General features: G+C 63.6%; 17 protein-coding genes. 8 read left to right on the top strand and 9 right to left on the bottom strand.

Going from position 1 to position 24,733, the window contains the following annotated elements; genetic code table 11:
* The first annotated feature begins 8 nt into the window (after window positions 1-8).
* From QBK88_RS16450 to guaA, 4 genes are all read left to right on the top strand, one after another.
* A complete protein-coding gene (locus QBK88_RS16450; protein WP_277962866.1) occupies window positions 9-398 on the top strand; it encodes a tautomerase family protein in 390 nt (129 codons plus the stop codon).
* 85 nt (window positions 399-483) lie between these two features.
* Window positions 484-1,032, top strand: coding sequence for a sugar ABC transporter ATPase (locus tag QBK88_RS16445; protein ID WP_277962865.1), 549 nt, complete (start codon window positions 484-486; stop codon window positions 1,030-1,032).
* A gap of 95 nt (window positions 1,033-1,127) precedes the next feature.
* A complete protein-coding gene (gene guaB / locus QBK88_RS16440; protein WP_277962864.1) occupies window positions 1,128-2,597 on the top strand; it encodes an IMP dehydrogenase in 1,470 nt (489 codons plus the stop codon).
* A 106-nt stretch (window positions 2,598-2,703) separates the two neighbouring features.
* The gene (guaA, locus tag QBK88_RS16435) at window positions 2,704-4,281 is read left to right on the top strand and encodes a glutamine-hydrolyzing GMP synthase (protein ID WP_277962863.1); all 1,578 of its coding nucleotides are present in this window, start codon (window positions 2,704-2,706) and stop codon (window positions 4,279-4,281) included.
* A gap of 240 nt (window positions 4,282-4,521) precedes the next feature.
* On the opposite strand, the gene QBK88_RS16430 is transcribed toward guaA, so the two are convergent.
* From QBK88_RS16430 to QBK88_RS16415, 4 genes are all read right to left on the bottom strand, one after another.
* A complete protein-coding gene (locus QBK88_RS16430) occupies window positions 4,522-5,127 on the bottom strand; it encodes a flavin reductase family protein (RefSeq protein ID WP_277962862.1) in 606 nt (201 codons plus the stop codon).
* Between the two features lie 147 nt (window positions 5,128-5,274).
* Window positions 5,275-5,871 carry a response regulator transcription factor gene (locus QBK88_RS16425; RefSeq protein WP_277962861.1) on the bottom strand — a complete coding sequence of 199 codons (597 nt, stop codon included), beginning with the start codon at window positions 5,869-5,871 and terminating at the stop codon, window positions 5,275-5,277.
* A 118-nt stretch (window positions 5,872-5,989) separates the two neighbouring features.
* The gene (locus QBK88_RS16420; protein WP_277962860.1) at window positions 5,990-6,277 is read right to left on the bottom strand and encodes a hypothetical protein; all 288 of its coding nucleotides are present in this window, start codon (window positions 6,275-6,277) and stop codon (window positions 5,990-5,992) included.
* 197 nt (window positions 6,278-6,474) lie between these two features.
* Complete coding sequence (locus tag QBK88_RS16415) at window positions 6,475-9,366, bottom strand: membrane-targeted effector domain-containing toxin (protein ID WP_277962859.1); 2,892 nt, start codon at window positions 9,364-9,366, stop codon at window positions 6,475-6,477.
* Between the two features lie 176 nt (window positions 9,367-9,542).
* On the opposite strand from QBK88_RS16415, the gene QBK88_RS16410 reads away from it, so the two are divergent.
* Both QBK88_RS16410 and tadA read left to right on the top strand, forming a co-directional pair.
* Window positions 9,543-10,919 (top strand): multicopper oxidase family protein, encoded by a 1,377-nt coding sequence (locus QBK88_RS16410; protein WP_277962858.1) that lies wholly within the window; start codon window positions 9,543-9,545, stop codon window positions 10,917-10,919.
* A gap of 2 nt (window positions 10,920-10,921) precedes the next feature.
* Window positions 10,922-11,404 carry a tRNA adenosine(34) deaminase TadA gene (tadA, locus tag QBK88_RS16405; protein WP_277962857.1) on the top strand — a complete coding sequence of 161 codons (483 nt, stop codon included), beginning with the start codon at window positions 10,922-10,924 and terminating at the stop codon, window positions 11,402-11,404.
* 58 nt (window positions 11,405-11,462) lie between these two features.
* On the opposite strand, the gene mltF is transcribed toward tadA, so the two are convergent.
* Window positions 11,463-12,923 (bottom strand): membrane-bound lytic murein transglycosylase MltF, encoded by a 1,461-nt coding sequence (gene mltF / locus QBK88_RS16400; protein WP_277962856.1) that lies wholly within the window; start codon window positions 12,921-12,923, stop codon window positions 11,463-11,465.
* Window positions 12,924-13,187: 264 nt separating this feature from the next.
* Between mltF and purL the strand changes: the two genes are divergently transcribed.
* Together purL and QBK88_RS16390 are read left to right on the top strand one after the other, a co-directional pair.
* Window positions 13,188-17,084 (top strand): phosphoribosylformylglycinamidine synthase, encoded by a 3,897-nt coding sequence (gene purL, locus QBK88_RS16395; RefSeq protein WP_277962855.1) that lies wholly within the window; start codon window positions 13,188-13,190, stop codon window positions 17,082-17,084.
* Window positions 17,085-17,088: 4 nt separating this feature from the next.
* Complete coding sequence (locus QBK88_RS16390; RefSeq protein ID WP_277962854.1) at window positions 17,089-17,400, top strand: Nif3-like dinuclear metal center hexameric protein; 312 nt, start codon at window positions 17,089-17,091, stop codon at window positions 17,398-17,400.
* Window positions 17,401-17,426: 26 nt separating this feature from the next.
* Here the strand turns inward: QBK88_RS16390 and QBK88_RS16385 are convergent, their stop codons facing one another.
* From QBK88_RS16385 to QBK88_RS16370, 4 genes are all read right to left on the bottom strand, one after another.
* The gene (locus QBK88_RS16385) at window positions 17,427-21,722 is read right to left on the bottom strand and encodes a hemagglutinin repeat-containing protein (RefSeq protein WP_277962853.1); all 4,296 of its coding nucleotides are present in this window, start codon (window positions 21,720-21,722) and stop codon (window positions 17,427-17,429) included.
* Between the two features lie 24 nt (window positions 21,723-21,746).
* Entirely contained in the window at window positions 21,747-23,372 is a 1,626-nt protein-coding gene (locus QBK88_RS16380) for a ShlB/FhaC/HecB family hemolysin secretion/activation protein (protein WP_277962852.1), read from the bottom strand.
* A gap of 152 nt (window positions 23,373-23,524) precedes the next feature.
* Window positions 23,525-24,109 (bottom strand): L,D-transpeptidase family protein, encoded by a 585-nt coding sequence (locus QBK88_RS16375; protein WP_268145088.1) that lies wholly within the window; start codon window positions 24,107-24,109, stop codon window positions 23,525-23,527.
* Between the two features lie 64 nt (window positions 24,110-24,173).
* Window positions 24,174-24,725: an NUDIX hydrolase gene (locus QBK88_RS16370; RefSeq protein ID WP_277962851.1), complete on the bottom strand. Its 552-nt coding sequence runs from the start codon at window positions 24,723-24,725 to the stop codon at window positions 24,174-24,176.
* Window positions 24,726-24,733: the final 8 nt, after the last annotated feature.

Here is a 24,733-nt window from a genome sequence, read left to right as displayed (position 1 = left end):
GGAAGACCATGCCTATCGTCAGAATCGAAGATGCGACCCAGCGCTCCCTGGCCGAGCAGCGGACCTTGGTCGAGGCGGTCTATGCCAGCCTCAGGCAGCAATTTGGGGTCAGTGATGAAGAGCTGCAGGCTCGCTACCATTACCTGCCAGCCACTTCCCTGCGCACCCCCGGTGACCGGGACGGTTATGTGCAGATCACCATTACCCTGTTCAAGGGGAGAAAAGCGGCCACCAAGCGCAAGTTGTACGCCGATATCGTCGAACGGCTGGCGCGGGCCCTGGCGATTGAGCCGGGGGCAGTGCTGATCCTGCTGGACGAGCATGATGCCGAGAACTGGGGCATGCGCGGCGGTATCGCGGCCAGCGACATCGATTTCGGCTATGCCGTGCAAGTCTAGATAGCGGCACTGGGGGCTGCGCGCTTGACCTGCGCCCCCATGGCATTATGCTGCGCGTATTTACGTTACCCGCAGGCCTGCCTTCATGAGTTCGCAAAGCATTATCGTCCCGTTGATCTCCAGTTTCCCCGGGCGCGAAGGCAAGGCCCGGCGGGTGTTGCGCTGGTTGTGGCAGAAAAACGTCATCGAAGAACAACTGACCACCTGCGGGCGCACCGGCAACGGCATGGGCTACGCCATCGGGCCGGGCGCCCGCAACGTGGTGGAGCACCCGGACCTGTTGCCTTATGGCCAGGCAGTCAACGGCCTCGAACTGGTGACCAAGCGCTGCATCTTCACCCCCACCAAAGACTTCAAGGAAGAAGCGGGCTGCCCCGAATGCCGTCAGGAAATAGGCGAGGCGCTGTTCGACAGCCTGGAAGACTGGATGCCCGGCCACACCGACAACTTCATGTGCCCCGAATGCCGCCATGAGGATGACATCAACGGCTTCCTGTTCCTGCAGCCCTGCGCGTTTTCCAACCTGGGGTTCATCTTCAACGGCTGGGCCGACGCACGGTTCAAGCCCGAATTCCTCTACGAGTTCGGCGAGCGCCTGGAACGCAAGGTGCGTGTGGTGCGCGTCGATCTTTAGGGTGCGACGCAATTGCCCTGATGTTTACATTGAGCATCGGGGCATGTATGAGTATAATGGCGCGCTTCCATTTTTCCCGCTCGGGAGCCCCCGCGATGCTGCGTATCAGCCAAGAAGCACTGACCTTCGACGACATTCTCCTCGTACCCGGTTACTCCGAAGTACTGCCCAATGAAGTCAGCCTGAAGACCCGTTTGACCCGTGGCATCGAGCTGAATATTCCCCTGGTCTCGGCGGCCATGGATACCGTGACCGAAGCCCGTCTGGCCATTGCCATGGCCCAGGAAGGCGGCATCGGCATCATCCACAAGAACATGACCATCGAGCAGCAAGCTGCCGAAGTGCGCAAGGTCAAGAAGTTCGAGGCCGGCGTGGTCAAGGACCCGATCACCATCGAGGCTGGCGCCACGGTACGTGACCTGTTCGAGCTGACCCGCCAGCACAACATCTCCGGCGTGCCAGTACTGCACGACGGTGACCTGGTCGGTATCGTCACCTCCCGTGACGTGCGTTTCGAAACCCGTCTGGAAGCCACCGTTCGCGAAGTGATGACGCCCAAAGAGCGCCTGGTCACCGTGCGCGAAGGCGCCGACAAGAACGAAGTGCGCGAGCTGCTGCACAAGCACCGCCTGGAAAAAGTCCTGATCGTGGACGACAAGTTCCACCTCAAGGGCATGATGACCGTCAAGGACATCGAAAAAGCCAAGGCCTACCCACTGGCCAGCAAGGACGACCAGGCCCGCCTGCGCGTCGGCGCTGCCGTCGGTACCGGCAAGGACACCGGCGAGCGCGTTGCCGCCCTGGTAGCCGCCGGTGTTGACGTGGTGGTGGTCGACACCGCTCACGGTCACTCCAAAGGCGTGATCGACCGCGTTCGCTGGGTGAAGGACAACTACCCGCAGGTCCAGGTCATCGGTGGCAACATTGCCACTGGCGCCGCGGCCAAGGCCCTGGTTGAAGCCGGCGCCGATGCGGTCAAGGTCGGTATCGGCCCTGGCTCCATCTGCACCACCCGTATCGTCGCCGGTGTCGGCGTGCCGCAGATCAGCGCCATCGCCAACGTCGCCGCCGCGCTGGAAGGTTCGGGCGTGCCGCTGATCGCCGACGGCGGTATCCGCTTCTCCGGTGACCTGTCCAAGGCCATCGTCGCTGGCGCCTCGTGCGTGATGATGGGTTCGATGTTCGCCGGTACCGAAGAAGCCCCGGGCGAGATCGAGCTGTTCCAGGGCCGTTCGTACAAGGCTTACCGCGGCATGGGTTCGCTGGGCGCCATGTCCCAGGCCCAGGGCTCGTCCGACCGTTACTTCCAGGATTCGGCCGCTGGCGCCGAGAAGCTGGTACCGGAAGGCATCGAAGGCCGCGTACCGTACAAGGGTTCCCTGACCGCGATCATCCACCAACTGATGGGTGGCCTGCGTTCTTCCATGGGTTACACCGGCAGCGCCAACATCGAAGAGATGCGCACCAAGCCTGAATTCGTGCGTATCACCGGTGCCGGCATGGCCGAATCTCACGTCCACGACGTGCAGATCACCAAGGAAGCGCCGAACTATCGCGTCGGCTGACGCCCGGGCGCCCGTGGCTATTGCCCCGGGCGCCTGCTGAATTTAAAGGCGGGGCTGTTCAATGCAGCCCCGTGTTGTTTCCGATTACCACTGACGAGAAATAGTCATGGCCCTCGACATTCACGCCCACCGAATCCTGATTCTGGACTTCGGTTCCCAGTACACCCAGCTGATCGCCCGTCGCGTGCGCGAAATCGGCGTGTACTGCGAGCTGCACCCCTTCGACATGGACGACGAAGCGATTCGCGAATTCGCCCCGCGCGGCATCATCCTGGCCGGTGGCCCGGAGTCCGTGCACGAAGCCAACAGCCCGCGCGCACCGCAAGCGGTATGGGACCTGGGCGTGCCGGTATTCGGCATCTGCTACGGCATGCAGACCATGGCCGAGCAACTGGGCGGCAAGGTCGAAGGCTCCGAGCTGCGTGAGTTCGGCTACGCCCGTGTCGACGTGGTCGGCAAGAGCCGCATCCTGGACGGCATCGAAGACCACGTCGACGCCGACGGCGTCTTCGGCCTGGACGTGTGGATGAGCCACGGTGACAAGGTCACCAAGATCCCGGAAGGCTTCCACGTGCTGGCCAGCACCCCGAGCTGCCCGATCGCCGGCATGGTCGACGACAGCCGCGGCTACTACGGCGTGCAGTTCCACCCGGAAGTGACCCACACCAAGCAGGGTGGTCGCATCCTGTCGCGCTTCATCCTCGACATCTGCGGGTGCGAAGCCCTGTGGACGCCGTCGAAGATCGCTGAAGACGCCATCGCCACCATCCGCGCCCAGGTCGGCACCGACAACGTCCTGCTGGGCCTGTCCGGCGGCGTCGATTCCTCGGTGGTCGCAGCCCTGCTGCACAAGGCCATCGGTGACCAGCTGACCTGCGTGTTCGTTGACAACGGCCTGCTGCGCCTGCACGAAGGCGAGCAAGTGATGGCCATGTTCGCCGAGAACATGGGCGTCAAGGTGATCCGCGCCAACGCCGAAGACCAGTTCCTGAACAACCTGGCCGGTGAAGCCGACCCTGAGAAGAAGCGCAAGATCATCGGCCGTACCTTCATCGACGTGTTCGATGCCGAATCCTGCAAGCTGGACAACATCAAGTACCTGGCCCAGGGCACCATCTACCCCGACGTCATCGAGTCGGCTGGCGCCAAGAGCGGCAAGGCTCACGTGATCAAGTCCCACCACAACGTGGGTGGCCTGCCTGAGGAAATGAACCTCAAGCTGGTCGAGCCGCTGCGTGAACTGTTCAAGGACGAGGTTCGTCGCCTTGGCCTGGAACTGGGCCTGCCGTACGACATGGTCTACCGCCACCCATTCCCGGGCCCGGGCCTGGGCGTGCGTATCCTGGGTGAAGTGAAGAAGGAATACGCCGACCTGCTGCGTCGCGCCGACCACATCTTCATCGAAGAACTGCGCAAGGCCGACTGGTACCACAAGGTCAGCCAGGCGTTCGTGGTGTTCCAGCCGGTGAAATCGGTAGGCGTGGTAGGTGACGGCCGTCGTTACGCCTGGGTAGTTGCCCTGCGTGCGGTGGAAACCATCGACTTCATGACCGCCCGTTGGGCACACCTGCCGTACGAGCTGCTGGAAACCGTCAGCGGCCGTATCATCAACGAGATCGAAGGTATTTCGCGCGTGACTTACGACGTGTCGAGCAAGCCGCCTGCCACGATCGAGTGGGAATGATCCCACCTCTGGCATAGGCCGGCATCAAACGGCAACAAATACCTCGGAGGCCCGCGTAATCGCGGGCTTTCTTGTTTCCGGGTGTAGTGTATTTAACGGCGCCACGTGACTTGTATTTCGGTTTTCTGCAGCGGACCTGGCCGCGTCACAGGCGCCGCGTGGTGTCAGGCATACCGCATTCACTGCTGACGCGGCCAGGTCCGCCGCAACAAGGCTGTGGAACGCCGGGCCAAGCTCGGATTATTTGCGAACCCCTCTGCTCATCCGGCCCACTTCACGTTCCGCACTGCGATAACTGCGAAAGCTGAAAATCAGTGGCTCCCATGAGTCCGGGTCGACCCCGGCGCCGTCTGCCAACGCGATATGTTCGTGTACATGCATGGCCTCGACGCGTGCGGCAACGACCAGGAAGCCCTCAGGCGCTTCATCGATCAGCATCGTGCTTTCGACCACGGCTTCCATCTGGATCGGGCACTCGGTAATTCGGCCGGGGCGCACGCCTGTCGACGCGGTGCGGTTGAGCTCCGCGGCATGCCACTTGTCCTGCTCGAAGCGAAACTGCCCGGCCTTGTGTTCCGGTACCTCGGGCATCCCTGTCAGCCCTGAAAGCCTTTCGACCTGTTGCCACATGGAGGCGCTGGGAAGGTTGATCGTCAGTTCGGGGAGGCGTCGCAGGTTGGCGACGGTCCTGGAAGCCGCACCCATGCCCAGCACAATCCTGTTGCGCAGTGACCAGGTTGACGACATGGGCGCGATGTTTTCCGAACCGTCTTCATTGAGCGTGACCAGCAGGGCAACGGAGCTGCCGTAGTACATGCTTCTCGGGGTGACTTCGATGGTTGCCAAAACACCAGTTCCTCAATACGAAAAGAAGGCCCGCACGCGGCCGATGGCCTCATGGTGCTCTTTGCTCAGGTATTGATAAATGCCGTTACGTGCAAGGTTGCAGTGCGCATGACGCACGATAGCGCGATGCAGGACAGGGGAGGGCGGCTAGCTCAGGAATTTCACCGCTGCCGCAGCCCGGGATGGCACGTTCAGGCTGCGCGACAACGATGACACATGAATGCGCACGGTGAAGGGCGAAATATCAAGGGCCCTGGCGATTTCCTTGTTGGTCTTGCCCTGGGCGATCAGGCGCAATACCGCTTGCTGGCGGTTCGTCAGCGCTGGGGTGGCCAGCGGCAACAGGCCCGATGGTTCGTATCTGACCAGCATTGCACCTGCACGAATAGCCAGCAGCGCCTCGATGAATTCGCCGGGGGCAATGTTCTTGCCGATGAAACCATCGATGCCGCAGCTCATCACCTGTTCGATCAGCTCGGGGTCGTCCACCATCGACACCACGATGATCGTGGTGCGTGGCAGTTGTTGCCGCAGGTCTGCCAGATGGCTCATGCAGGTCAGGCCGGGGAAGCGCAGGTCGAGCAGCAATGTATCGACCGGCGCTCCGGTCACCACCTGTGCGCGGACAGTGTCGAAGTCGCCGGCCTGTTCTATGGCTGCCTCAGGCACCAGCCGCTGCACGGTATGGACCATGGCCTGGCGAAACATGGGGTGGTCGTCGGCTATGATGATCCGGCATGGCATGGCGTGCGCTCCCTGGGCCCGTTTTGGAACAGCGTACGTCAGCGGCCCGCCGGGTGGGTATCGATGGTGTGTGACGCTCAGTTGCGCAGCTGCTGCACGGCGGCAGGACGCCGGTTGTTTATTGCTTGGTGCATTGGGCGCCCATTCCCATGCCCATCGACCCCAGCGCGACCATCGGGCCGCTTGGCAGCTCGCATGAGTATTCGGCGCTCGCTGTGTTGGCGGTGAAATAGGTTGTGCTACTGTCGTTGCGCACGTTCGAGATTCGGGTAATCGGCTTGCCGATGCTGGTCTGGGCACGGCTCTTGAGGTCATTTTCCGATGGCTTCACCACCTGGCAGCCGGCCAGGCCGAGTGTCGATGAGGCGAGCAGCGTCAAGGCGAGAGTTGTGCAGCGTAAGTTCATAAGGTCCTTCCTGGGTACAGTTGGCAGCGCCGTGAATCGGGCAGATGGAGAGCTCCGATACGGCCCTCGGTTTGCCCGAGGACTTAATGTCGAAGGACCTTGGGGATCAATTAGGGCGGATGTGCTAATGGCCGTTTGCCGCATGGTCTGCGGAGGTCGTAACACGCCGCGGGGGCAAGCCCCCGCGGTGGTTTTTATCAGGGGGTCCACTTCAGCCCGGTCATCCGTAGCCCTATGGCCAATTCGTTGATGCTGTCAAAGCGGCGTTCATGCACGAACGTCCATTGTGGGCGCTGAATATAGTAGTTCGCGCCGTCCTGTATGATCGGCGTGCGCACCAGCACGCCATCCCTGCTGCGGTGCACGATGTCCATGGTGCTGGAGTCGATCGCGAACATGCCCGGGTTTGGCAGGCGCGCCTCGAAGTTCTGCGCCACAGAGGTGATGTCGACTTTGCCGCCGTAGTAGACCAGGTCGCTCTTGACGAAGTAGTCCCTGCTGTTCATCGCATCCGTGCCGTTTGCGCCCGGGTCTACCTTGATACCTCGAAAGGCTCCAGGGTCGGGGTCCTGAATGCGCAGCCCGATGGCACCCTCCAGTTCGGCGACGCCGGCTACCCCTTCAAACGTATTGGCGTGCGAGCTGCCGACCAGGGCCACCCAGTTGCCGCCATTGCGAATGCTCTGCTCGGCCCGAATGACCTTGCTGGCATAGAAATTCATCATTTTGATCCGAGCGCTGGCGAACTCGCGTGCCGCAATCCCCTTGGGAAAGTAACTGGCCAGGCAATCGATGGCCTGCACCCGTATATGGTGCTTGGCGGCGGTCCTTACGAGTGCGGTAAAGTTGTAACGGCCGCTGCGGTCGGTTCTCTGGCCAATGTCCTGATCCTTCAAGTAGGCACTCAGGTCATCCGACATCGTTCCGGTACGGCCGAACGCTTCAAGGTCCGCTTGATGGAAGTCGGTGAACAAATGCTCCATGTAGAGCGTGCGCACGTTCTGGCTGGCCAGCAGTTCCATGTTGTCGATCAGAAATTTCTTGCTGGCGATACAGTCGTGTGCTTCGCCAATGACGATACCCTGGGTTTTCGTAAACAGCTGGTTGATGATTTCCTTTTCGCTTGCATTGGGCGCGATGCCAGGTATTTCTGGCCGCGGCACTGGCTCGATCGCTTTGAAAAAAGCCTCGGCGTCGGCGGCCAGTTTCTCCCGTAGATCGATGGCGACACTGACCGATATGTCGCTGCCGAAGATTACATCTCCCCGCATTAATTTGGACATCAGCAGGGTGTCTTTGACCGAGGTTTCGAGAAGCGGACGATCTGCCTTGGGGACTTCATAAGCGTACTCGGGAATCAGCGCGACCGGATCCGCAGGCATGGCCGCGCGCCCCCATGGCCATTTGCCGAGAAATTTTCCGCCGCCCTTCAGACCGCCTGGGTCCAGGGGCGACCATGTCCCTTCCGGCGTGAGCCTTACCGGCACGTTCTTGTAGAACGAGAACGGGTTGGCCGGGTCGACGATGACCCAGGTGCTCATTTCCTTGACGTAGCGTACCTGGTAGGTCTGCCCGTCGATCTCGATGCAGGTGTTGCCTTCATCACTGAGCTGGACGCCGCGCATCCTGCCCTCCACCGTCAGGTCGGTATCGCCCACCAGGATTTCATTGGTTTCAAAGGGTTTGAGCATGACTTCGTCGGGCACCGGTTTCAGCGGCGCGGGCAGGGAGGCTTCGACTCTCGCGGCCGCCACGGCGGTTTCCAGTGGCCTGACTTCTGCAGCGGCTGCCTTGGCCTCCTTCAACAGGAACGCACCGTTGAACAATACGTCAATGCCATTGAGGATCGCGCCGATAACGCCCGCCTTGCGCTCGGCGGTGCTATGGGCATGCACCGCCTCGTCGATGTTGAGCCCCATGTCGGCCAGGCTCGCGCCCACCAGCGCCAGGGTCACCGGCCAGTCGACTGCGGCCATGCCGCCGAACGTTTTGCCAAAGGTATCCAGGTAGCCGACCCACATCAGCTTGCGGATCTGGGCATTGGAGACCAGGCAGTGCTCGGCGTCTGCGTACATGCGCGTGCGCATGGCGTCGGCCAGGTAGGTGAAGGCGTCCTGTGTCAGCGCTTGTTCGTTGGTGTTGACGGCCTTGGCATGGTTGCCCCAGCCGTAGAACAGCAGGTCGAGCATGTGGTTCACGCCCCGGGTATCATCCTTGGATTCGCCTTGAGCTTCCTTGGAGAAGTGGCTCAGGAAGCGTGCCCGGTTTTCCGCCTGGTTGGTTTCGTTCATCACCCACCAGTACAGGTCGCGCGAAGTCTCGAACACGTGGAAGGCCACGGCATCACCGGGCACATACAGGTATTGGAAACCGTCGGGGTCGACGATGCGCAAAATGTCCGTGGCCACGTGACCGCCGATGTCGAACGCACAGACTTTCAGACCGTGCTGGGTGTCCGCCTTGCCCTCGCTGGTCAGGGTGTCCAGGGTGACCGGCCAGGCGATGTCGCCCGCGACGGCGTGCACCACCACTTGGAATTCGTTGAAGGTCAGGTGTTTGGCGTCCAGCGCCTGGAGGGCCTTGGCCAAATAGTTGGCTTTTGCCAGCGTGCGATAATTGTCGGTGTTCTGGTCCCAGAATGTGTCCAACCGCCTGCTGTAGTAAGACTTGAAGTCTATGTCCCAGAACATCTTCAGGACGTCGGCGGGAATCAGCTGTACTTCGGTTTTTTCGTCATAAACGCCGTCATGTGGACCGGTGGTGTAGAACCCGGCCATCTGCTGCAGGTTGTCCGCGTTATCCTGATCACTGGGGTAGAACCGGTGCATGATCAGTTGCGGGAAGGTCAAGGACTCGTAGGGCCAACCCACATGCTCCCAGCCGGTGAAGGTCCGGGGGCTGCTCTGGGCGTTGGTCCAGCGGTGAAACCAGACGTGGTCGGGTTCGAGTTCGCCGTGGTCGTGCTTTTCCAGAAGCGTCTGGCTGAACAGCCGGGCTTCTTCGCGCAGGTCCGGGCACAGCGGCGGCAGGGCCTGGGCCAGCGCTTTGAGCGCGTCCCGGGCGGCAGTTGTATCGACTGTTTGAGGCATTGGCTGACTCCTGAGGTAGGTAAGCCAATAAAGTGGCATCCACCCTCGGGCGCGCGGTGGTAGTTATATGGGGGGGCGGAGAAGGGAGTAGTTTTTCAAACTGTTTCCGCAGCGCTGATCGGACTGTTTCCAGGTGTATGGTGTGGGCCCTTTCTGTTTCACGCCAGGTGTTCGTGATGCCCCTTACCCGCCGTCAAATGCTTGTTGGCCTCAGCGGGCTGGGGGTGGTCGGTATCAGCGCGGGCCTGGGCGCGCGTTACTGGCTGGGGCGACGCGCTGATCAGGTGGCGGCTGAATACGAGTTGATCGCCGCGCCTCTCGATGTCGAACTGGTCGCTGGTGCCCTCACCCCGGCCTGGGCATTCGGCGGCTCGGCCCCGGGTACCGAGTTGCGCGTGCGCCAGGGTGATTGGCTGCGCGTGCGCTTCGTCAATCTGTTGCCGGTGCCGACCACGATTCACTGGCATGGCATCCGCCTGCCGCTTGAAATGGACGGCGTGCCCCACGTCTCCCAGTTGCCGGTGTTGCCGGGCGAATACTTCGACTATCGTTTTCGTGTGCCCGATGCAGGCAGCTTCTGGTACCACCCCCATGTGGCCAGCGCCGAGCAGTTGGGCCGCGGGCTGGTGGGCCCGTTGATCGTCGAAGAGCGTGAGCCCAGCGGTTTCAGGCATGAAGCCACCCTGTGCCTGAAAAGTTGGCACGTGGACGAACAGGGCGCGTTCCTGCCTTTCACCGTGCCCCGCGAAGCCGCGCGCAATGGCACCCTGGGGCGCCTGTCGACGATCAACGGCGTGCCCCGGGGTACCGTGGACCTGCCTGCGGGGCAGATCGCGCGGGTGCGCCTGCTCAATGTCGACAATACCGCCACGTACCGCCTGAATTTCCGCGGCAATGCCCAGTTGCGCCTGTATGCCCTGGACGGCAACCCTATCGAGCCGCGCGACTTCGGCAAGGAGTACTGGCTGGGGCCGGGCATGAGGGCGTGCGTGGCGGTGAAGATGCCAGCGGCGGGTGAAGAGATTGCCGTGCGTGATGGCCCGATGCGCCTGGGCACCTTGCGTTCAGTGGCCAGCAGCGAGCCCGGGGGTGACTGGCCTCGGGCGCTGCCGCCCAACCCGGTGGCCGAGCCGGACGTGGCGGGCGCAGAAAAACTGCTTTTCAACTTCGAATGGGTGGGCTCGGTGTCGGTTTCAGGGGATAATGGCCGCCCGCCCAGCTTCTGGCAGATCAACGGCCAGGCCTGGGACATCACTGACAAGACCTGCGCTGACCGGCCCATCGCCCGGCTGGCGCTGGGCAAGAGCTATATTTTCGAATTGAAGAACATGAGCCAGTACCAGCACCCGATCCACCTGCACGGCATGACCTTCAAGGTGCTGGCTTCCAGCACCCGCAAGGTGGTGCCGTATTTCACCGATACCTACCTGCTGGGCCGCAATGAACGCGCCCAGGTGGCGCTGGTGGCGGATAACCCCGGGGTGTGGATGTTTCATTGCCATGTAGTGGACCATATGGAAACCGGCCTGATGGCCGCGATCGAGGTGGTGTGAAGATGCGCCAGCCACAGATCATCGACCGCAGCCGCGACCAGCACTTCATGCGCGAGGCCCTGGCCCTGGCGGCCCAGGGCGCCGCCATGGGCGAGGTGCCGGTAGGCGCTGTGCTGGTGCACGACGGTGAAATCATCGGGCGCGGGTTCAACTGCCCGATCAGCGGCAGCGACCCCAGTGCCCACGCCGAGATGGTTGCCATTCGCGCGGCGGCCCAGGCGGTGAGCAATTACCGCCTGCCGGGTAGCACCCTGTATGTAACGCTGGAGCCGTGCAGCATGTGCGCGGGGCTGATCGTGCATTCGCGGGTCAGCCGTGTGGTGTATGGCGCCCTGGAGCCGAAGGCAGGGGTGGCGCAGAGCCAGGGGCAGTTCTTTGCGCAGGGGTTTCTCAACCATCGGGTGCTGATCGAGGGTGGGGTGCTGGCAGAGGAGTGCGGGACGATGCTCAGCGAGTTCTTCAAAGCGCGCAGGGCCAAGGGCTAGCTGGGGGTGGGGAGCAGAGGGTGGGGGTGGACGCTGGCCGCCAGCTCCCGCGCCAAGGCTAGAGCGAAGGGTTGTCCTGCGCCGGCTTGTCCTTGTTCACCCCCGGCGTGTGCAGGTTGCTCTCGGCCACCTGGCCGCCTTCCAGTTGCGGCTGGGTCACCCAGGTGAGAATGTCGTAGTAACGGCGGATGTTGGCGACGAAATGCACCGGCTCACCGCCGCGGGCGTAGCCGTAGCGGGTCTTGCTGTACCACTGCTTCTGCGACAGGCGCGGTAGCATTTTCTTCACGTCCAGCCACTTGTTGGGGTCCAGCCCCTCGTTCTTCGCCAGGGTGCGGGCGTCTTCCAGGTGGCCGCTGCCGACGTTGTAGGCCGCCAGGGCAAACCAGGTACGGTCCGGTTCGGTGATCTTGTCGTCCAGCTGGTCGCGGACCACGGCGAAATACTTCGCGCCGCCTTCGATGCTCTGCTTGGGGTCGAGGCGGTTGGACACGCCCATGGCCTGGGCGGTGTTCTGGGTCAGCATCATCAGGCCGCGCACGCCGGTCTTGGACGTCACGTCGGCCTGCCACATGGATTCCTGGTAGCCAATGGCGGCCAGCAGGCGCCAGTCCACCTGTTCGTTCTTTGCCGAGGCGTGGAAGTTTTTCTCGAAGTGCGGCAGGCGTTGCTGCAGGTGTTGGGCGAAGGTGTAGGCGCCGACGTAGCCGAGTACGTCCACGTGGCCGTAGTACCGGTCCTTCAAGCGCTGCAGCGTGCCGTTCTTCTGCACCTTGTCCAGGTAGCTGTTGATCTCGTTGAGCAGGCTGTTGTCTTCGCCGGCCGCCACCGCCCAACGCTGTTGCTGGGCATCGCCGAGGTCGAAGGCCACGCGCACGTTGGGAAAGTAGACCTGGTTCATCGCCAGTTCGTTGGAATCCACCAGTGTCAGATCGATCTGACCTTCGTCCACCATGCGCAGCAGGTCAACGACTTCGACCGCGTCGGATTCTTCGTATTGAATGGCAGGATTCTGCTTTTTCAACTCGGCCAACTGGGCCGCGTGGCTACTGCCCTTGAGCACCATGATCTTTTTGCCTACCAGGTCGGCGGCGTCGGTGGGGCGTGATTGGCCGTTTCGATAGATGACCTGGGGCGTGACTTCCAGGTAGGGGTGAGAAAAGCGCACCTGCGCCTTGCGCTGGTCATCGCTGACCAGGCCAGCGGCGGCCAGCACCGGGCCGTTGGGTTTGCCCACCTGGCTGTACAGGTCGTCGAGGTTGTCGGCGGTTTCGATTTTCAGCTGCACGCCCAAGTCATCGGCGAAACGCTTGACCAGTTCGTACTCGAAACCGGTTTCGCCGTTGCGGTCCTGGAAATAGGTAGCGGGGCTGTTGCGGGTAATCACGCGCAATACGCCGTCCTCCTTGACTCGCTCGAGCGTGCTGGGTTTGTCGACGCAGCCGCTGAGCAATAGAAGGAGACCGGTAGCGATCAGCCATTTGGCATAGCGCGGGCGTGAGGCAGTCTTTGAATGCATCGGTGCAGTATACGCAAAGCGGGTCGGGCGCCATATCTCGACAGCATCGCGCGAGTCTGCTAGGCGAATCACGCAAGCTACTTCCCATGCCTGCAGGACCGGGTTGCCATGCGCTCTGGAGGTCGGAAATATTTGACTCCTGAGACAGGATATGCCCTCCGACGCCCGGCTTATGCCGTCAGTAGCGTTTTGGGTGCCTGCGGCGGCGGTTTAGGCTAGAATGCACGGCCTCTAAGCACACCCCTTCCTGAGGCTGTCCCGACGATGTTGATCCTGCGCGGCGCTCCTGCCCTTTCTGCCTTTCGCCACGGTAAATTACTCGAGCAACTGAGCCAGAAAGTCCCCGCTGTTAGTGGCTTGTACGCTGAATTTGCCCACTTCGCCGAAGTGTCCGGTGAACTGTCCGCTGACGAGCAGCAAGTCCTTGCTCGTCTTCTCAAGTACGGCCCGAGCGTGCCGGTACAGGAGCCCAATGGCCGCCTGTTCCTGGTCATGCCGCGCTTCGGTACCATTTCGCCATGGTCGAGCAAGGCCAGCGATATCGCCCATAACTGCGGCCTGGCCACTGTTCAGCGCCTGGAACGTGGTATTGCCTTCTATGTCAGCGGCCAGTTCAGCGACGACGAGGCCCACGTGGTCGCCGGCCTGCTGCACGACCGCATGACCCAGGTGGTACTGAGCAGGCTTGAAGAGGCTGCCGGCCTGTTCAGCCACGCCGAGCCCAAGCCACTGACCGCGGTGGACGTGCTGGGCGGCGGCCGCGCCGCGCTGGAAAAGGCCAACGTCGAGCTGGGCCTGGCCCTGGCCGAAGACGAGATCGACTACCTGGTCAAGAGTTTCGAAGGCCTGGGGCGCAACCCCCATGACATCGAACTGATGATGTTCGCCCAGGCGAACTCCGAGCACTGCCGTCACAAGATTTTCAACGCCAGTTGGGACATCGACGGTCAGAGCCAGGAAAAAAGCCTGTTCGGCATGATCAAGAACACCTACCAGATGCACAGCGAAGGCGTGTTGTCGGCTTACAAGGACAACGCCTCGGTCATCGTCGGTAGCGTCGCCGGCCGTTTCTTCCCCAACCCGGAGACCCGCCAGTACGGTGCGGTGCAGGAGCCGGTGCACATCCTGATGAAGGTGGAAACCCACAACCACCCGACGGCCATCGCGCCGTTCCCGGGTGCGTCCACCGGTTCCGGCGGCGAGATCCGCGACGAAGGCGCTACTGGCCGTGGCGCCAAGCCCAAGGCTGGCCTCACCGGTTTCACCGTATCGAACCTGAACATCCCGGGCTTCGAACAGCCTTGGGAAAAGGCCTACGGCAAACCCGAGCGAATCGTCACCCCGCTGGACATCATGATCGACGGCCCGCTGGGCGGTGCCGCGTTCAACAACGAATTCGGGCGCCCGGCCCTGACCGGCTACTTCCGTACCTTCGAGCAGGCCATCGATACCCCGCACGGTGAAGAAGTGCGCGGTTACCACAAGCCGATCATGCTCGCAGGCGGCATGGGCAACATCCGCGCCGAACACGTGCAGAAAGGCGAGATCACCGTCGGCTCCAAGCTGATCGTGCTCGGCGGCCCGGCCATGCTCATCGGCCTGGGCGGCGGTGCTGCTTCTTCCATGGCCACCGGCACCAGCTCGGCCGACCTGGACTTCGCCTCGGTACAACGTGAAAACCCGGAAATGGAGCGCCGCTGCCAGGAGGTCATCGACCGTTGCTGGCAGCTGGGTGACAAGAACCCGATCAGCTTCATCCATGACGTGGGCGCGGGCGGTCTGTCCAACGCCTTCCCGGAACTGGTGAACGACGGTGGCCGTGGCGGCCGCTTCGAGCTGCGCAACGTGCCCAACGACGAGCCGGGCATGGCGCCGCTGGAAATCTGGAGCAACGAATCCCAGGAACGCTACGTGCTGGCCGTCGACGCTGCCGACTTCGAGCGCTTCCAGGCCATCTGCGAGCGCGAGCGCTGCCCGTTCGCGGTAGTGGGCGAGGCCACCGCCGAGCCGCAACTGACCGTGACCGACAGCCACTTCGGCAACAACGCCGTGGACATGCCACTGGAAGTGCTGCTGGGCAAGGCCCCGCGCATGCACCGTTCGGCGGTGCGCGAAAGCGAGCTGGGCGATGCCTTCGACCCGGCCCAGCTCGACCTGGGCGAGTCCATCGAGCGCGTGCTGCACCACCCTGCCGTGGCCAGCAAGAGCTTCCTGATCACCATCGGCGACCGCACCATCACCGGCCTGGTCAACCGCGACCAGATGGTCGGCCCGTGGCAGGTTCCGGTGGCCGACGTCGCCGTCACTGCCACCAGCTTCGACGTGTACACCGGTGAAGCCATGGCCATGGGCGAGCGCACGCCGCTGGCGCTGCTCGATGCCCCGGCATCGGCACGCATGGCCGTGGGTGAGACCCTGACCAACATCGCCGCTTCGTCCATCGCGAAAATCTCCGACATCAAGCTCTCGGCCAACTGGATGTCCGCTGCTGGCCACCCAGGTGAAGACGCGCGCCTGTACGACGCGGTGAAAGCCGTGGGCATGGAACTGTGCCCAGAGCTGGGCATCACCATTCCGGTGGGCAAGGACTCCATGTCCATGAAGACCCGCTGGAGCGACGAGGGCACCGAGAAGAGCGTGACCTCGCCGATGTCGCTGATCATCACCGGCTTTGCCCCGGTGGTCGATATCCGCAAGACCCTGACCCCGCAACTGCGCATGGACAAGGGCCTGACCGACCTGGTGCTGATCGACCTGGGCCGCGGCCAGAACCGCATGGGCGCCTCGATCCTGGCCCAGGCCCACGCCAAGCTGGCCAAGGCCGCGCCGGACGTGGACGATGCCGAAGACCTGAAGGCGTTCTTTGCCGTCATCCAGGGGCTGAACGCCGACGGCCACCTGCTGGCCTACCACGACCGTTCCGACGGTGGTCTGCTGACCACGGTGATGGAAATGGCCTTCGCCGGCCACTGCGGCCTGGACCTGCACCTGGACACCCTGGCCCATGCCAAGGATGAGATCAACGCCATTCTCTTCAACGAAGAGCTGGGCGCCGTGATCCAGGTTCGCCAGGACGCCACCGCCGACATCCTCGCCCAGTTCAGCGCTGCCGGCCTGGGTGACTGTGTGGCCGTGATCGGCCAGCCAGTGAACAATGGCCACGTGAGCATCAGCTTCAACGGTGACGTGCTGTTCGAAGGCGACCGTCGCCTGCTGCAGCGCCAGTGGGCCGAGACCAGCTACCAGATCCAGCGCCTGCGCGACAACGCCGAGTGCGCGGACCAGGAGTTCGACGCCCTGCTGGAAGAAGACAACCCCGGCCTGAGCGCCAAGCTGGGCTTCGACGTCAACGACAACATCAGCGCGCCCTACATCAAGAAAGGCGTTCGCCCGCAAGTGGCCGTGCTGCGTGAGCAGGGCGTCAACGGCCAGGTCGAAATGGCCGCCGCCTTCGACCGCGCCGGCTTCAACGCCATCGACGTGCACATGAGCGATATCCTCGCTGGCCGCGTCGACCTGAACGAGTTCAAGGGCCTCGTGGCCTGCGGTGGCTTCAGCTACGGCGACGTGCTGGGTGCCGGTGAGGGCTGGGCCAAGTCGGCGCTGTTCAACGCCCGTGCCCGTGATGCGTTCCAGCAGTACTTCGAGCGCAACGACACCTTCACCCTGGGTGTGTGCAACGGTTGCCAGATGATGTCCAACCTGCACGAGCTGATCCCGGGCACCGAGTTCTGGCCGCACTTCGTGCGCAACCGCTCCGAGCAGTTCGAAGCGCGCGTAGCGATGGTCGAGGTGCAGAAATCCAATTCGGTGTTCCTGCAGGGCATGGCCGGTTCGCGCATGCCGATCGCCATCGCCCACGGCGAAGGCCATGCGGAGTTTGCCAACGAGCAGGCGCTGATCGAAGCCGATGTATCCGGTTGCGTGGCACTGCGCTTCGTCGACAACCACGGCAAGGTCACCGAAGCCTACCCGGCCAACCCGAACGGCTCGCCGCGCGGGATCACTGGCCTGACCAGCCGCGACGGGCGTGTCACCATCATGATGCCGCACCCTGAGCGTGTGTTCCGTGCCGTGCAGAACTCGTGGCGTCCGGATGACTGGAACGAAGACGCTGCGTGGATGCGCATGTTCCGCAACGCGCGCGTCTGGGTGAACTGAGGCCTTGCACAAGCTTGCCTTCTTCGTCCCGCCCAGCCATGTAGAGGCTGTCAAGGACGCCGTGTTTGCCGCCGGTGGCGGCCGCATCGGCGACTACGACAGGTGCGCATGGCAGGTCCTGGGCCAGGGCCAGTTCCGCCCCATGGACGGCGCAACGCCGTTCCTGGGGCAGAGCGGGCAACTGGAGCGGGTAGAGGAATGGAAGGTCGAGCTGGTGGTAGCTGACGAGTTGATCGAAACGGTGGTGGCGGCGCTCAAGCGCAGCCACCCTTACGAAACGCCCGCCTACGAAGTCTGGCGCCTCGCCGACATCTGACCCCCACAGTGGTAGCTGAGGCCAGGTCAGCCCTCCTTGTGTTTTATTCCCCCTTGCAATGTCTGCTCCCGGTCATGCCCCTTGGTGCGAATCAGCCCCAGGTCTGAGGTCCGGTCTTTGCTGTCCTGTGTGCCGGTAAAGGCATTGAGCAGATTCTGGGTCATTTCCTCCGGCACGATCGACAGTTTGCCCTCGATGCCGAACACATGGTCGTTTCCACTCAAACTGCTGGTGTTCACCGTGCCGCCGCCCAGGTCGACCTGGCCACGTGCGCTGCTCAGCTGTGCGCCGTTGAGTTGGGTGCTGCCTTCGACGTTCAGGGCGATGCCATCCCGGCCGTTGAGCACGCTCTGGGCGCCTGCGGTGTCGCGGGTGGTCTTGCTGGCATCCAGGTGCAGGGTAGGGGCGAAGCCGGGGTCGGCTTTCTGAATGCCCTTGGCGACGTTGCCCGAGATCTTGCCCGCGGCAGGCCCGGCCAGCGCACTGGCACCATTGAGCAGGCCCTGCGGGTTCTGGTCGGCGTTGAGGCGCGCATCCACATCAACCTTGTAGCCGTTGACCTGGTCCTGGCGGCTTTCCACCAGCAGGTCGCCCGCCACGGTGCCCTTGATGGTGTCGGCCTGCACCTGCACGCCGCTTAACCGGGCATCGCGGCGGGTGTCGAGTTGCAGCTGTTCCACCCGCAACTGGCTGTTGTCAAACGTGGTGCTGGCCAGCTTGTCCAGGCCCAGGGTGGCGCGACCATGAATGGCACTGTTGCCTTTGGTGGCCTCAGTGGCGGTAGCGCCGTTGACGCTCAGGCCCACGCCGACCCCACGGTTGTCGCGTTTTTCCTGGGACTCGGCAGCGGTGATCGCCAGGCCGCCCTTGCTGGCGTCCAGGCTCAGGCGCTTGGCGTCCAGTTGCAGCCCCTCAAGCGCGATGGCTTTATCGTCGCTGGCCCCGGCACTGATCTGCGTGGCGCCCGCCACCTGCCAGTGCGCGCCCTTGGCCGTGGTGCTTTGCTCGCGGGTGCGGCCCAGCTCAAGGCTGCCGCCCACGCCACCACCTTTGGCGCCAGATGGCGCCTTGCCGGCCATGCTCAACTGCAGGCCACCGCCATAGAGACTGCCACTGGCCTCGTGGGTGTCGGTACTGGCGGCGACCGTGGCACGCTCACCGGACTTGATATCAAGGCTGGCGACCTTCTGTTCAGTGCTGCCGACCTGGCTACCCTGCATCAGCACCTGCTTGCCTGCCTCGATACTGACCGCCCCGGGCGTGCTGATGTGCGCGCCACGGCCCTGGCTGTCGGCGGTGCTGGCGGTGTTGTACTTGCCGATCACGCTGCCACCCCCGCTTTTTCCAGTCTCCGGCCCAGTGCCCACTTTGACCCAGGATGAGCCGTTGACGGTGGTCTCCTGGGTTGTCTGCTGGTCTCGCGCTTGTTCGAGCGCCACGGCGCCGCCGGCCTTGAGGCTGATGTCGCCCGCTTCACTCTTGAATTGGCTGCCTTCGTAGCGACCGTCTGTGCCCAACTGCACCTGAATGCCGGCCTTGCCCTCGATCAGGCCCGGCACGGCGGTGTGCTGTTGGCCCTGCTTGTCGATGGAGCCACCGCTGCCGACCACTTTGACGTTGAGGTCGGAGCCCGTGTTGGTGTCCAGCCGGGCACGAACGTCCACGTCCAGGCGCTTGAGGCTGTCGTGGGCACGATTGGCGGCAGCGGCCTGGTCATGGCTGCCGGCAGTGATCAGCACCTTGCCTTCGGTGGCCTGGTAACGGGTGCCGACGTCCTTCAGGGCATCGCGCACATTGACCTGTACTTCGCTGCCGCCAAGGCTCGACACCTTGGCGGTCTCGTCGGCCTTGACGCTGTCGCGTTGCAGGTGGGTCACCATCAGGTCTGCACCCAGGCTGGGAGCGAAAAGGTTGTCTTCCACGGCCTGGTTCTGGAAGCGGCTCTGGTCCTCGCCCTTCACCACTTTCTCGATAGGCCGGGTGATGTCGGTATATTCGGCACTGGCGCCCAGCGAAGCGCGGGTGACGTGCCGGTGTTCTTCGGTGGTCACCTTGTCGTTGACGGCCAGCTGGGTGGCTTGCCTGAAGCCCAGGCTGGTCTTGCCCTTGCTGGCCACCGACGAGCCTTCGCTGGTGAAGGTGTCGCCTGTGAGCGCCTGGCTGCCATTGCTGGTCATGACCGTGCCGACGTGAGTGGCTTCGTTCCGGCTTTGCGTGTCTTTCGCGTACCCGCCATCGAAGCTGCTGCCGGCCCGGTCGATGCCGCCGGTCACGCGCAAGGTGCCGTCGCTGGTGGTGAGGGTGCGGCTTTCGCGCTTGGTTGCCTGGCTGGCGAGCAGTTGCTGGTGCGGTGCGTCGATGTGCGTGGCGGTCTCACTATGAACCTTGGCGTCGACCAGCTTCACGGTGCCTTCGCTCTTCAGCTTCACCGTGCCACCCTTGATTTCAGGCGCCACCGGCGTGCTGGTGGCACGGTCGCTTTTGGTGTTTTCAACCTTGTAGCCGACCTCGGCGTAATACTGCTTGCTGCTGTCCTTGCCGTCGCCCGCCTGCTTGGTTTCGCCAGCAGCCACGGCAAAGCCTTGCTGCTTTGCCTGACCGTTGTGTTGCTCGGTGTCCAGGGCCGGGCGCAATTCGATGCCCTTGGGGGCGGTGACGACGACGTCGCCCTTGGCATCAAGGCGCGAACCGATCAGCACGGCCTTGTCGACCACGTCCACGCGCAGGTTGGACGCCGAGTGCATTTCACTGCCTTTCTGGCTGACCTTGGTGGTGTTGTCGCTGGCAGTCTTGCCGAAGAAAAACCCGCCGGCCAGGTCGCCACGGTAGTCGGCCTTCTGCTGACCACCGGTCAGCGCCTGGCTGTCCAGCGTGACACCGCCCGCAGTGCGCAGCGTGCCGTCACCCTGGCTGTGCAGGCGGCTGCCAACGATGGCTACGTCGCCTACGCTGTCGACGTTGACCACGGCTCCCTCCAGCACGCTGGGGCGGTGGGTCTCGTTGGCATCGGTGGTGTTGCTGTCGCCGCGCCACAGGTGCTTGCGGTGGCGCACGGTTTCAAACACCTCCTTGCGGTCCACTACCGCTTCAACGGTGGTGGTGCCCTTGCTGTCCAGGGTCAGGGTCTTGCCTGCCTTGCCGGTGGCGCCGCTCAGGTGCAGGGCGGTGCCGGCCGCCAGGCTCAGGTCGCCCGGAGTTTGCAGGTCGGTGGCCAGGTGTTCGCGGGTGGTCGTGGTGGTGCGCCTGGAGTACTCCTCGGTGGGTATGAACCAGGCCTTGCGGTCTTTCTGTTGGTGGTCGCGGCTCACCTGCTCACGGGCGCGGGTATCCAGGCGCAAGGCCTTGCCGGCCCTGATCTCGATGTTTTCGCCTTTGACCTGCACGGCGGTCAGGCGCAGGTCGGCATTGCTGTCCAGGTGCACATCGCCCTGTGCGGCGCTGACGATGCCCTGGCCCAGGTGCACGTCACCCTGTGCCTTGATCGCCACCCCGTCGCGGCCCACCAGGTGGCTGCCGGGCATCTTTACCCCGGCGCCTTCAGTGGTGCTGACGATGCTGATACGCCCGGCGCGCATGGCGCCCAGCAGGTGGGCGTCGACAGGCGGCGCCGTTGGCGCGGCGGTGCGCAGCAGCGTCCGGTCCGGATAAGCCAGGGTGTTGTGCCCCAGGGTGATGTCCAGTGCGTCCCGGCTGGCCAGCAGGCCGCGGCCATCGATGACCGGGGTGATCAACTCCAGTGCCCCCTGGGGGTTGTTGATTCCGCCTTCACCTACCGCCAGGACTGCCTGGTCATGGCTGGCGGCCAGGCGCACGATGCGGCCGTCCTCCAGTTCCGGAATGCCTACCAGGAAGGTGGCGCGGTTGGTGTTGATGAAGCTGGCACCGTTGGCGCTGATGCCATTGGGGTTGGCCAGGATGTAGTCGGCCCGCTGGCCGAAGATCTCCTGGGGGCCATTGATGCGCGAGCTGCTCATGCCCGTCACTTCGAACACGATGGCGCTGGCGGCCTGGCCCTGAAAATGCCGGTTGGCCTCCAGTACAGGGCCCAATTGCGCCTGGCCGCCCTGCAGGGCGTTGTTGATGATCAAGCCCTGTGCATCAACGTTGTAATCACCGAAGCGGTTGTGGGACGTGCCCTGGGCGTCGGGCATGACGATATCCACCGCGGGAATGCCTTGTTGGTCGACGATCACGGGCATGCCTGCGGGCCCGGCCACAGGGGTAACGCCGTCGCCAAGGGCCGCCAGGCTGGAGCCCAGCAGCGCGCTGGCAATGGCCCAGCGCAAGGGGTTGAGGGGAAATCGAAAGGTGTGCTGATTCACGTTGTTATCTCTTTTATAGATGAGTCAGAAGTCCAGTTTCAGCTCCGTGTTCCAGAAGCCCGGCTCTGAGGAAGGGCCGTCCTTGATCACCATGGCATGGCGATATTCGAGTTTCAGTTCCCCGCCGGGCCAGCCAAGGCTGGCGCCGCCGCTCAGGGCGGCGAGGGCGGGGTACTGGTGTTCGCGGGTGTAGGTGCCCCAGCCGCGGCCGTAGTCCAGGCCCACCTGGGGCGTCAGGGCCAGGCCGCGGCCCAGCGGCAGGGTCACGCCCAGGCTGTTGCGCCACACCAGGGCGCTACTGGCGGCGATGTTGCTGTCGCGAAAGCCGCGCACACTGTTGGGGCTGCTGAGCAGCGCCTGCTCACTGGCGGGCAGGGGGTTGGGGCTGTATTGCGCCTCCAGGCTGCTGTCCCAGCGCCACAGGCGCCCCGGAACAGGCCATTGCCGGGTGCGCATCACCGCCGCGCGCCAGCGCTGGTGGCTGCGGGCGGTCGCATTGAACCAGGGCAGGCCGTGGTCGTAGCCCAGTTGCCCGCTCCAGGTGGCGCGGCCCAGCCACAGCACGTTCAGGTCCAGGCTGGCGCTGGTCAGGTGGTCATCGGCGCGGGCATAGCGCCGGCCTGCGATCCAGCGCTCCTGGCTTTTGCGGGTCAGGCGCAGGCTGGCGCCGACCAGGGTGTGCTGGTCGCGCCACACCGTGCGGTTCAGGCTCAGGCTTTCGCTGGTACCGACGGCTTCGCTACGCGTATGGCTGACCGGTGCGAAAGCCACCTGCTGGCTGCGCGCCAGGCTGGCACCCAGCGTCCAGGGGCCGTAGGGCACGCTGTAATACAGGCCCACGCCGCTGGCATGGTTGGGGGCGGCGCCGACACTGCGGAACAGGCTGACGTGCAGCACATCGTTCACGTGCAGCGGATTGTCGTGGCTGGCCACCAGACTCAAGCCGTGGCGGCCGGTGACAGCATCCCCACCGTTGCCGTACCGCACACCCAGGCCCCAGCGAGAGTGGTGCGCGCGTTGCACCAGCAGGATCCGCGAACCACCTGCCAGTTCGCCTGGCGCGATCTGCGCTTGAAGGTCGATGCTGCGCAGGCGGTTGAGCTGGTCCAGCCCCTGTTCCAGGGCAGGCAGGTGCAAGGGCCTGCCCACCATGTCGGGGAAAGCGCCCTTGAGCGACACCGGCAGGCTGTCGTCATTCAGCTCGATGGACTCGACGAAACCCTCGTCCACCGTTATCTCCAACGGTTCGCCCGCCGCGGGCGGCGCGGCCGGGTAGGCGCGGGCGGCGATGTAGCCACGTTGCACATAGGCCCGGGTGATGGCGGCGAGCATGTGGCGGATGGCGTCGACGCTCAGGCAGGGGCGCACGTAAGGCGCCAGCCGCTGACGCAAGGCGGCGTCGCTGATCAGGTGGTTGCCGCTCAGGCGCACGCCAGGCAAGGGCCAGCATCGGTTACTGCCGTCGTCAGCCTCTGGCGGTCGCCCTTGGGGAGCGGCCTGTACCTGGCGCTGCAGTTGGCGCAGGCGTTCCTCGCGCTCCAGGCCGTCGCGCTCGCGCCGCTGCTGGTCGAGCCAGCGCAGGGTCTCGTCGGCGTAGGCAACCGGGGCGAGGAGGGTGCAGCAGGCCAGCAGGCGGAGGAGGGCACGCATCTTGTTATTCTTCTGAGTGGGTAAATACATCCGATAGGGAAGAATTTACCTATTTACACACTCGTTCGAATTCGGATGCGTCTAGAAAATCTGTAGGAATAATCTGGAACTATCGTTCCATTTTGTTCAAGGGGCTGCCGGCCGGTGCAGGCTCAAGGTCGGATTTCGATCATGGTGCCATCCTTGACCATGCTCCACAGCTCGCGCATGTCCTGGTTTTTCATGGCGATGCAGCCGTCGGTCCAGTCCAGGCTGTTGAAATACCACTCGGGGTAGTCCTCGCTGTCCGGCGTGCCGTGGATCATGATCATGCCACCCGCCGGGACGCCGGCATTGCGGGCGCGTGCCGCGTCGGTGGTGTTGGGGTAGGAGACGTGGATGGCCAGGTTGAAGCGGTCGCTGACCTTGCGCCAGTCCAGCCAGTAGAAGCCTTCGGGGGTACGCATGTCACCCTCGTACTCCTTCGGCCCGCGCGGGCGTTTGCCCAGGGACACACGGTAGGTCTTGAGCGGCTGGCCCTCACTGAGCAGTTGCAACTGGTGCGTCGACTTGATCACCAGCACCTTGTCGACCACGGCGTTGGCGAGATTCTTCGGCACGCTGGGCGTCACCCCGTGCACGGGGTCGATGACGTTGGCGGGCAGTTGCGACACCGGCTTTTTCTCGATGGTGACGGTGAAGGCAGCCGAGGACACCGTGGCGAACGACAGACAGAAGAGGGCAAGCAACCAGCGCATTTAACGATCAATCCTGCAGGTAAACGCACCCCGCTTGCGCCGGTGCCGCGTGACACGGTCGGGTTCAGGTCTGCGCCAGCCCGTGCAGCGGCGGCAGATATTCATTGCGAACCGGGTAGTCGTGACCCAGGCGGTCGGCAAAGTAGCATTCTAAGGTACGGCTTACCGTGGGAAAAGCCAGCTGCGCCCAAGGGACCTCGTGCTGGGCAAACAGGCGTACCTCCAGGCTTTCCTCGCCGACGGCGAAATCCAGGTCGGCCAGTTCGGCGCGGAAGAACACATGCACCTGGCTAATGTGCGGCAAGTCGAACAGGGTGTACAGCGCCAGTTGGCGCACGCGCGCGCAAGCCTCTTCTTCGGTCTCGCGGCTGGCGGCCTGCTCCAGGGTCTCGCCGTTTTCCATGAAGCCGGCGGGCAGGGTCCAGTAGCCGCGGCGCGGTTCGATGGCGCGCCGGCACAGCAATACGCGATCACCCCACACAGGCAGGCAACCGGCGACTATATTGGGGTTCTGGTAGTGAATGAATTCACAGTGCCCGCACACGTACCGCAGGCGGTTATCGCCCTGGGGGATGAGCTGGCTGACCGGGTTGCCGCACTGGCTGCAGAATTTCATCTCGGGCT

The sequence above is a fragment of the Pseudomonas sp. RIT-To-2 genome (assembly GCF_029623465.1).
Lineage (GTDB): Bacteria > Pseudomonadota > Gammaproteobacteria > Pseudomonadales > Pseudomonadaceae > Aquipseudomonas > Aquipseudomonas silvicola.
The sequence above is the reverse complement of the archived record's forward strand: the minus strand, read 5'-3'. Positions and strand labels throughout refer to the sequence as shown.

Bases quoted from the DNA above. Each gene is read 5' to 3' on its own strand.
- QBK88_RS16450 (WP_277962866.1), top strand. From the start codon at position 9: ATGCCTATCGTCAGAATCGAAGATGCGACCCAGCGCTCCCTGGCCGAG.
- QBK88_RS16445 (WP_277962865.1), top strand. From the start codon at position 484: ATGAGTTCGCAAAGCATTATCGTCCCGTTGATCTCCAGTTTCCCCGGG.
- guaB (WP_277962864.1), top strand. From the start codon at position 1,128: ATGCTGCGTATCAGCCAAGAAGCACTGACCTTCGACGACATTCTCCTC.
- guaA (WP_277962863.1), top strand. From the start codon at position 2,704: ATGGCCCTCGACATTCACGCCCACCGAATCCTGATTCTGGACTTCGGT.
- QBK88_RS16425 (WP_277962861.1), bottom strand. From the start codon at position 5,871: ATGCCATGCCGGATCATCATAGCCGACGACCACCCCATGTTTCGCCAG.
- QBK88_RS16420 (WP_277962860.1), bottom strand. From the start codon at position 6,277: ATGAACTTACGCTGCACAACTCTCGCCTTGACGCTGCTCGCCTCATCG.
- QBK88_RS16415 (WP_277962859.1), bottom strand. From the start codon at position 9,366: ATGCCTCAAACAGTCGATACAACTGCCGCCCGGGACGCGCTCAAAGCG.
- QBK88_RS16410 (WP_277962858.1), top strand. From the start codon at position 9,543: ATGCCCCTTACCCGCCGTCAAATGCTTGTTGGCCTCAGCGGGCTGGGG.
- tadA (WP_277962857.1), top strand. From the start codon at position 10,922: ATGCGCCAGCCACAGATCATCGACCGCAGCCGCGACCAGCACTTCATG.
- mltF (WP_277962856.1), bottom strand. From the start codon at position 12,923: ATGCATTCAAAGACTGCCTCACGCCCGCGCTATGCCAAATGGCTGATC.
- purL (WP_277962855.1), top strand. From the start codon at position 13,188: ATGTTGATCCTGCGCGGCGCTCCTGCCCTTTCTGCCTTTCGCCACGGT.
- QBK88_RS16380 (WP_277962852.1), bottom strand. From the start codon at position 23,372: ATGCGTGCCCTCCTCCGCCTGCTGGCCTGCTGCACCCTCCTCGCCCCG.
- QBK88_RS16375 (WP_268145088.1), bottom strand. From the start codon at position 24,109: ATGCGCTGGTTGCTTGCCCTCTTCTGTCTGTCGTTCGCCACGGTGTCC.
- QBK88_RS16370 (WP_277962851.1), bottom strand. From the start codon at position 24,725: ATGAAATTCTGCAGCCAGTGCGGCAACCCGGTCAGCCAGCTCATCCCC.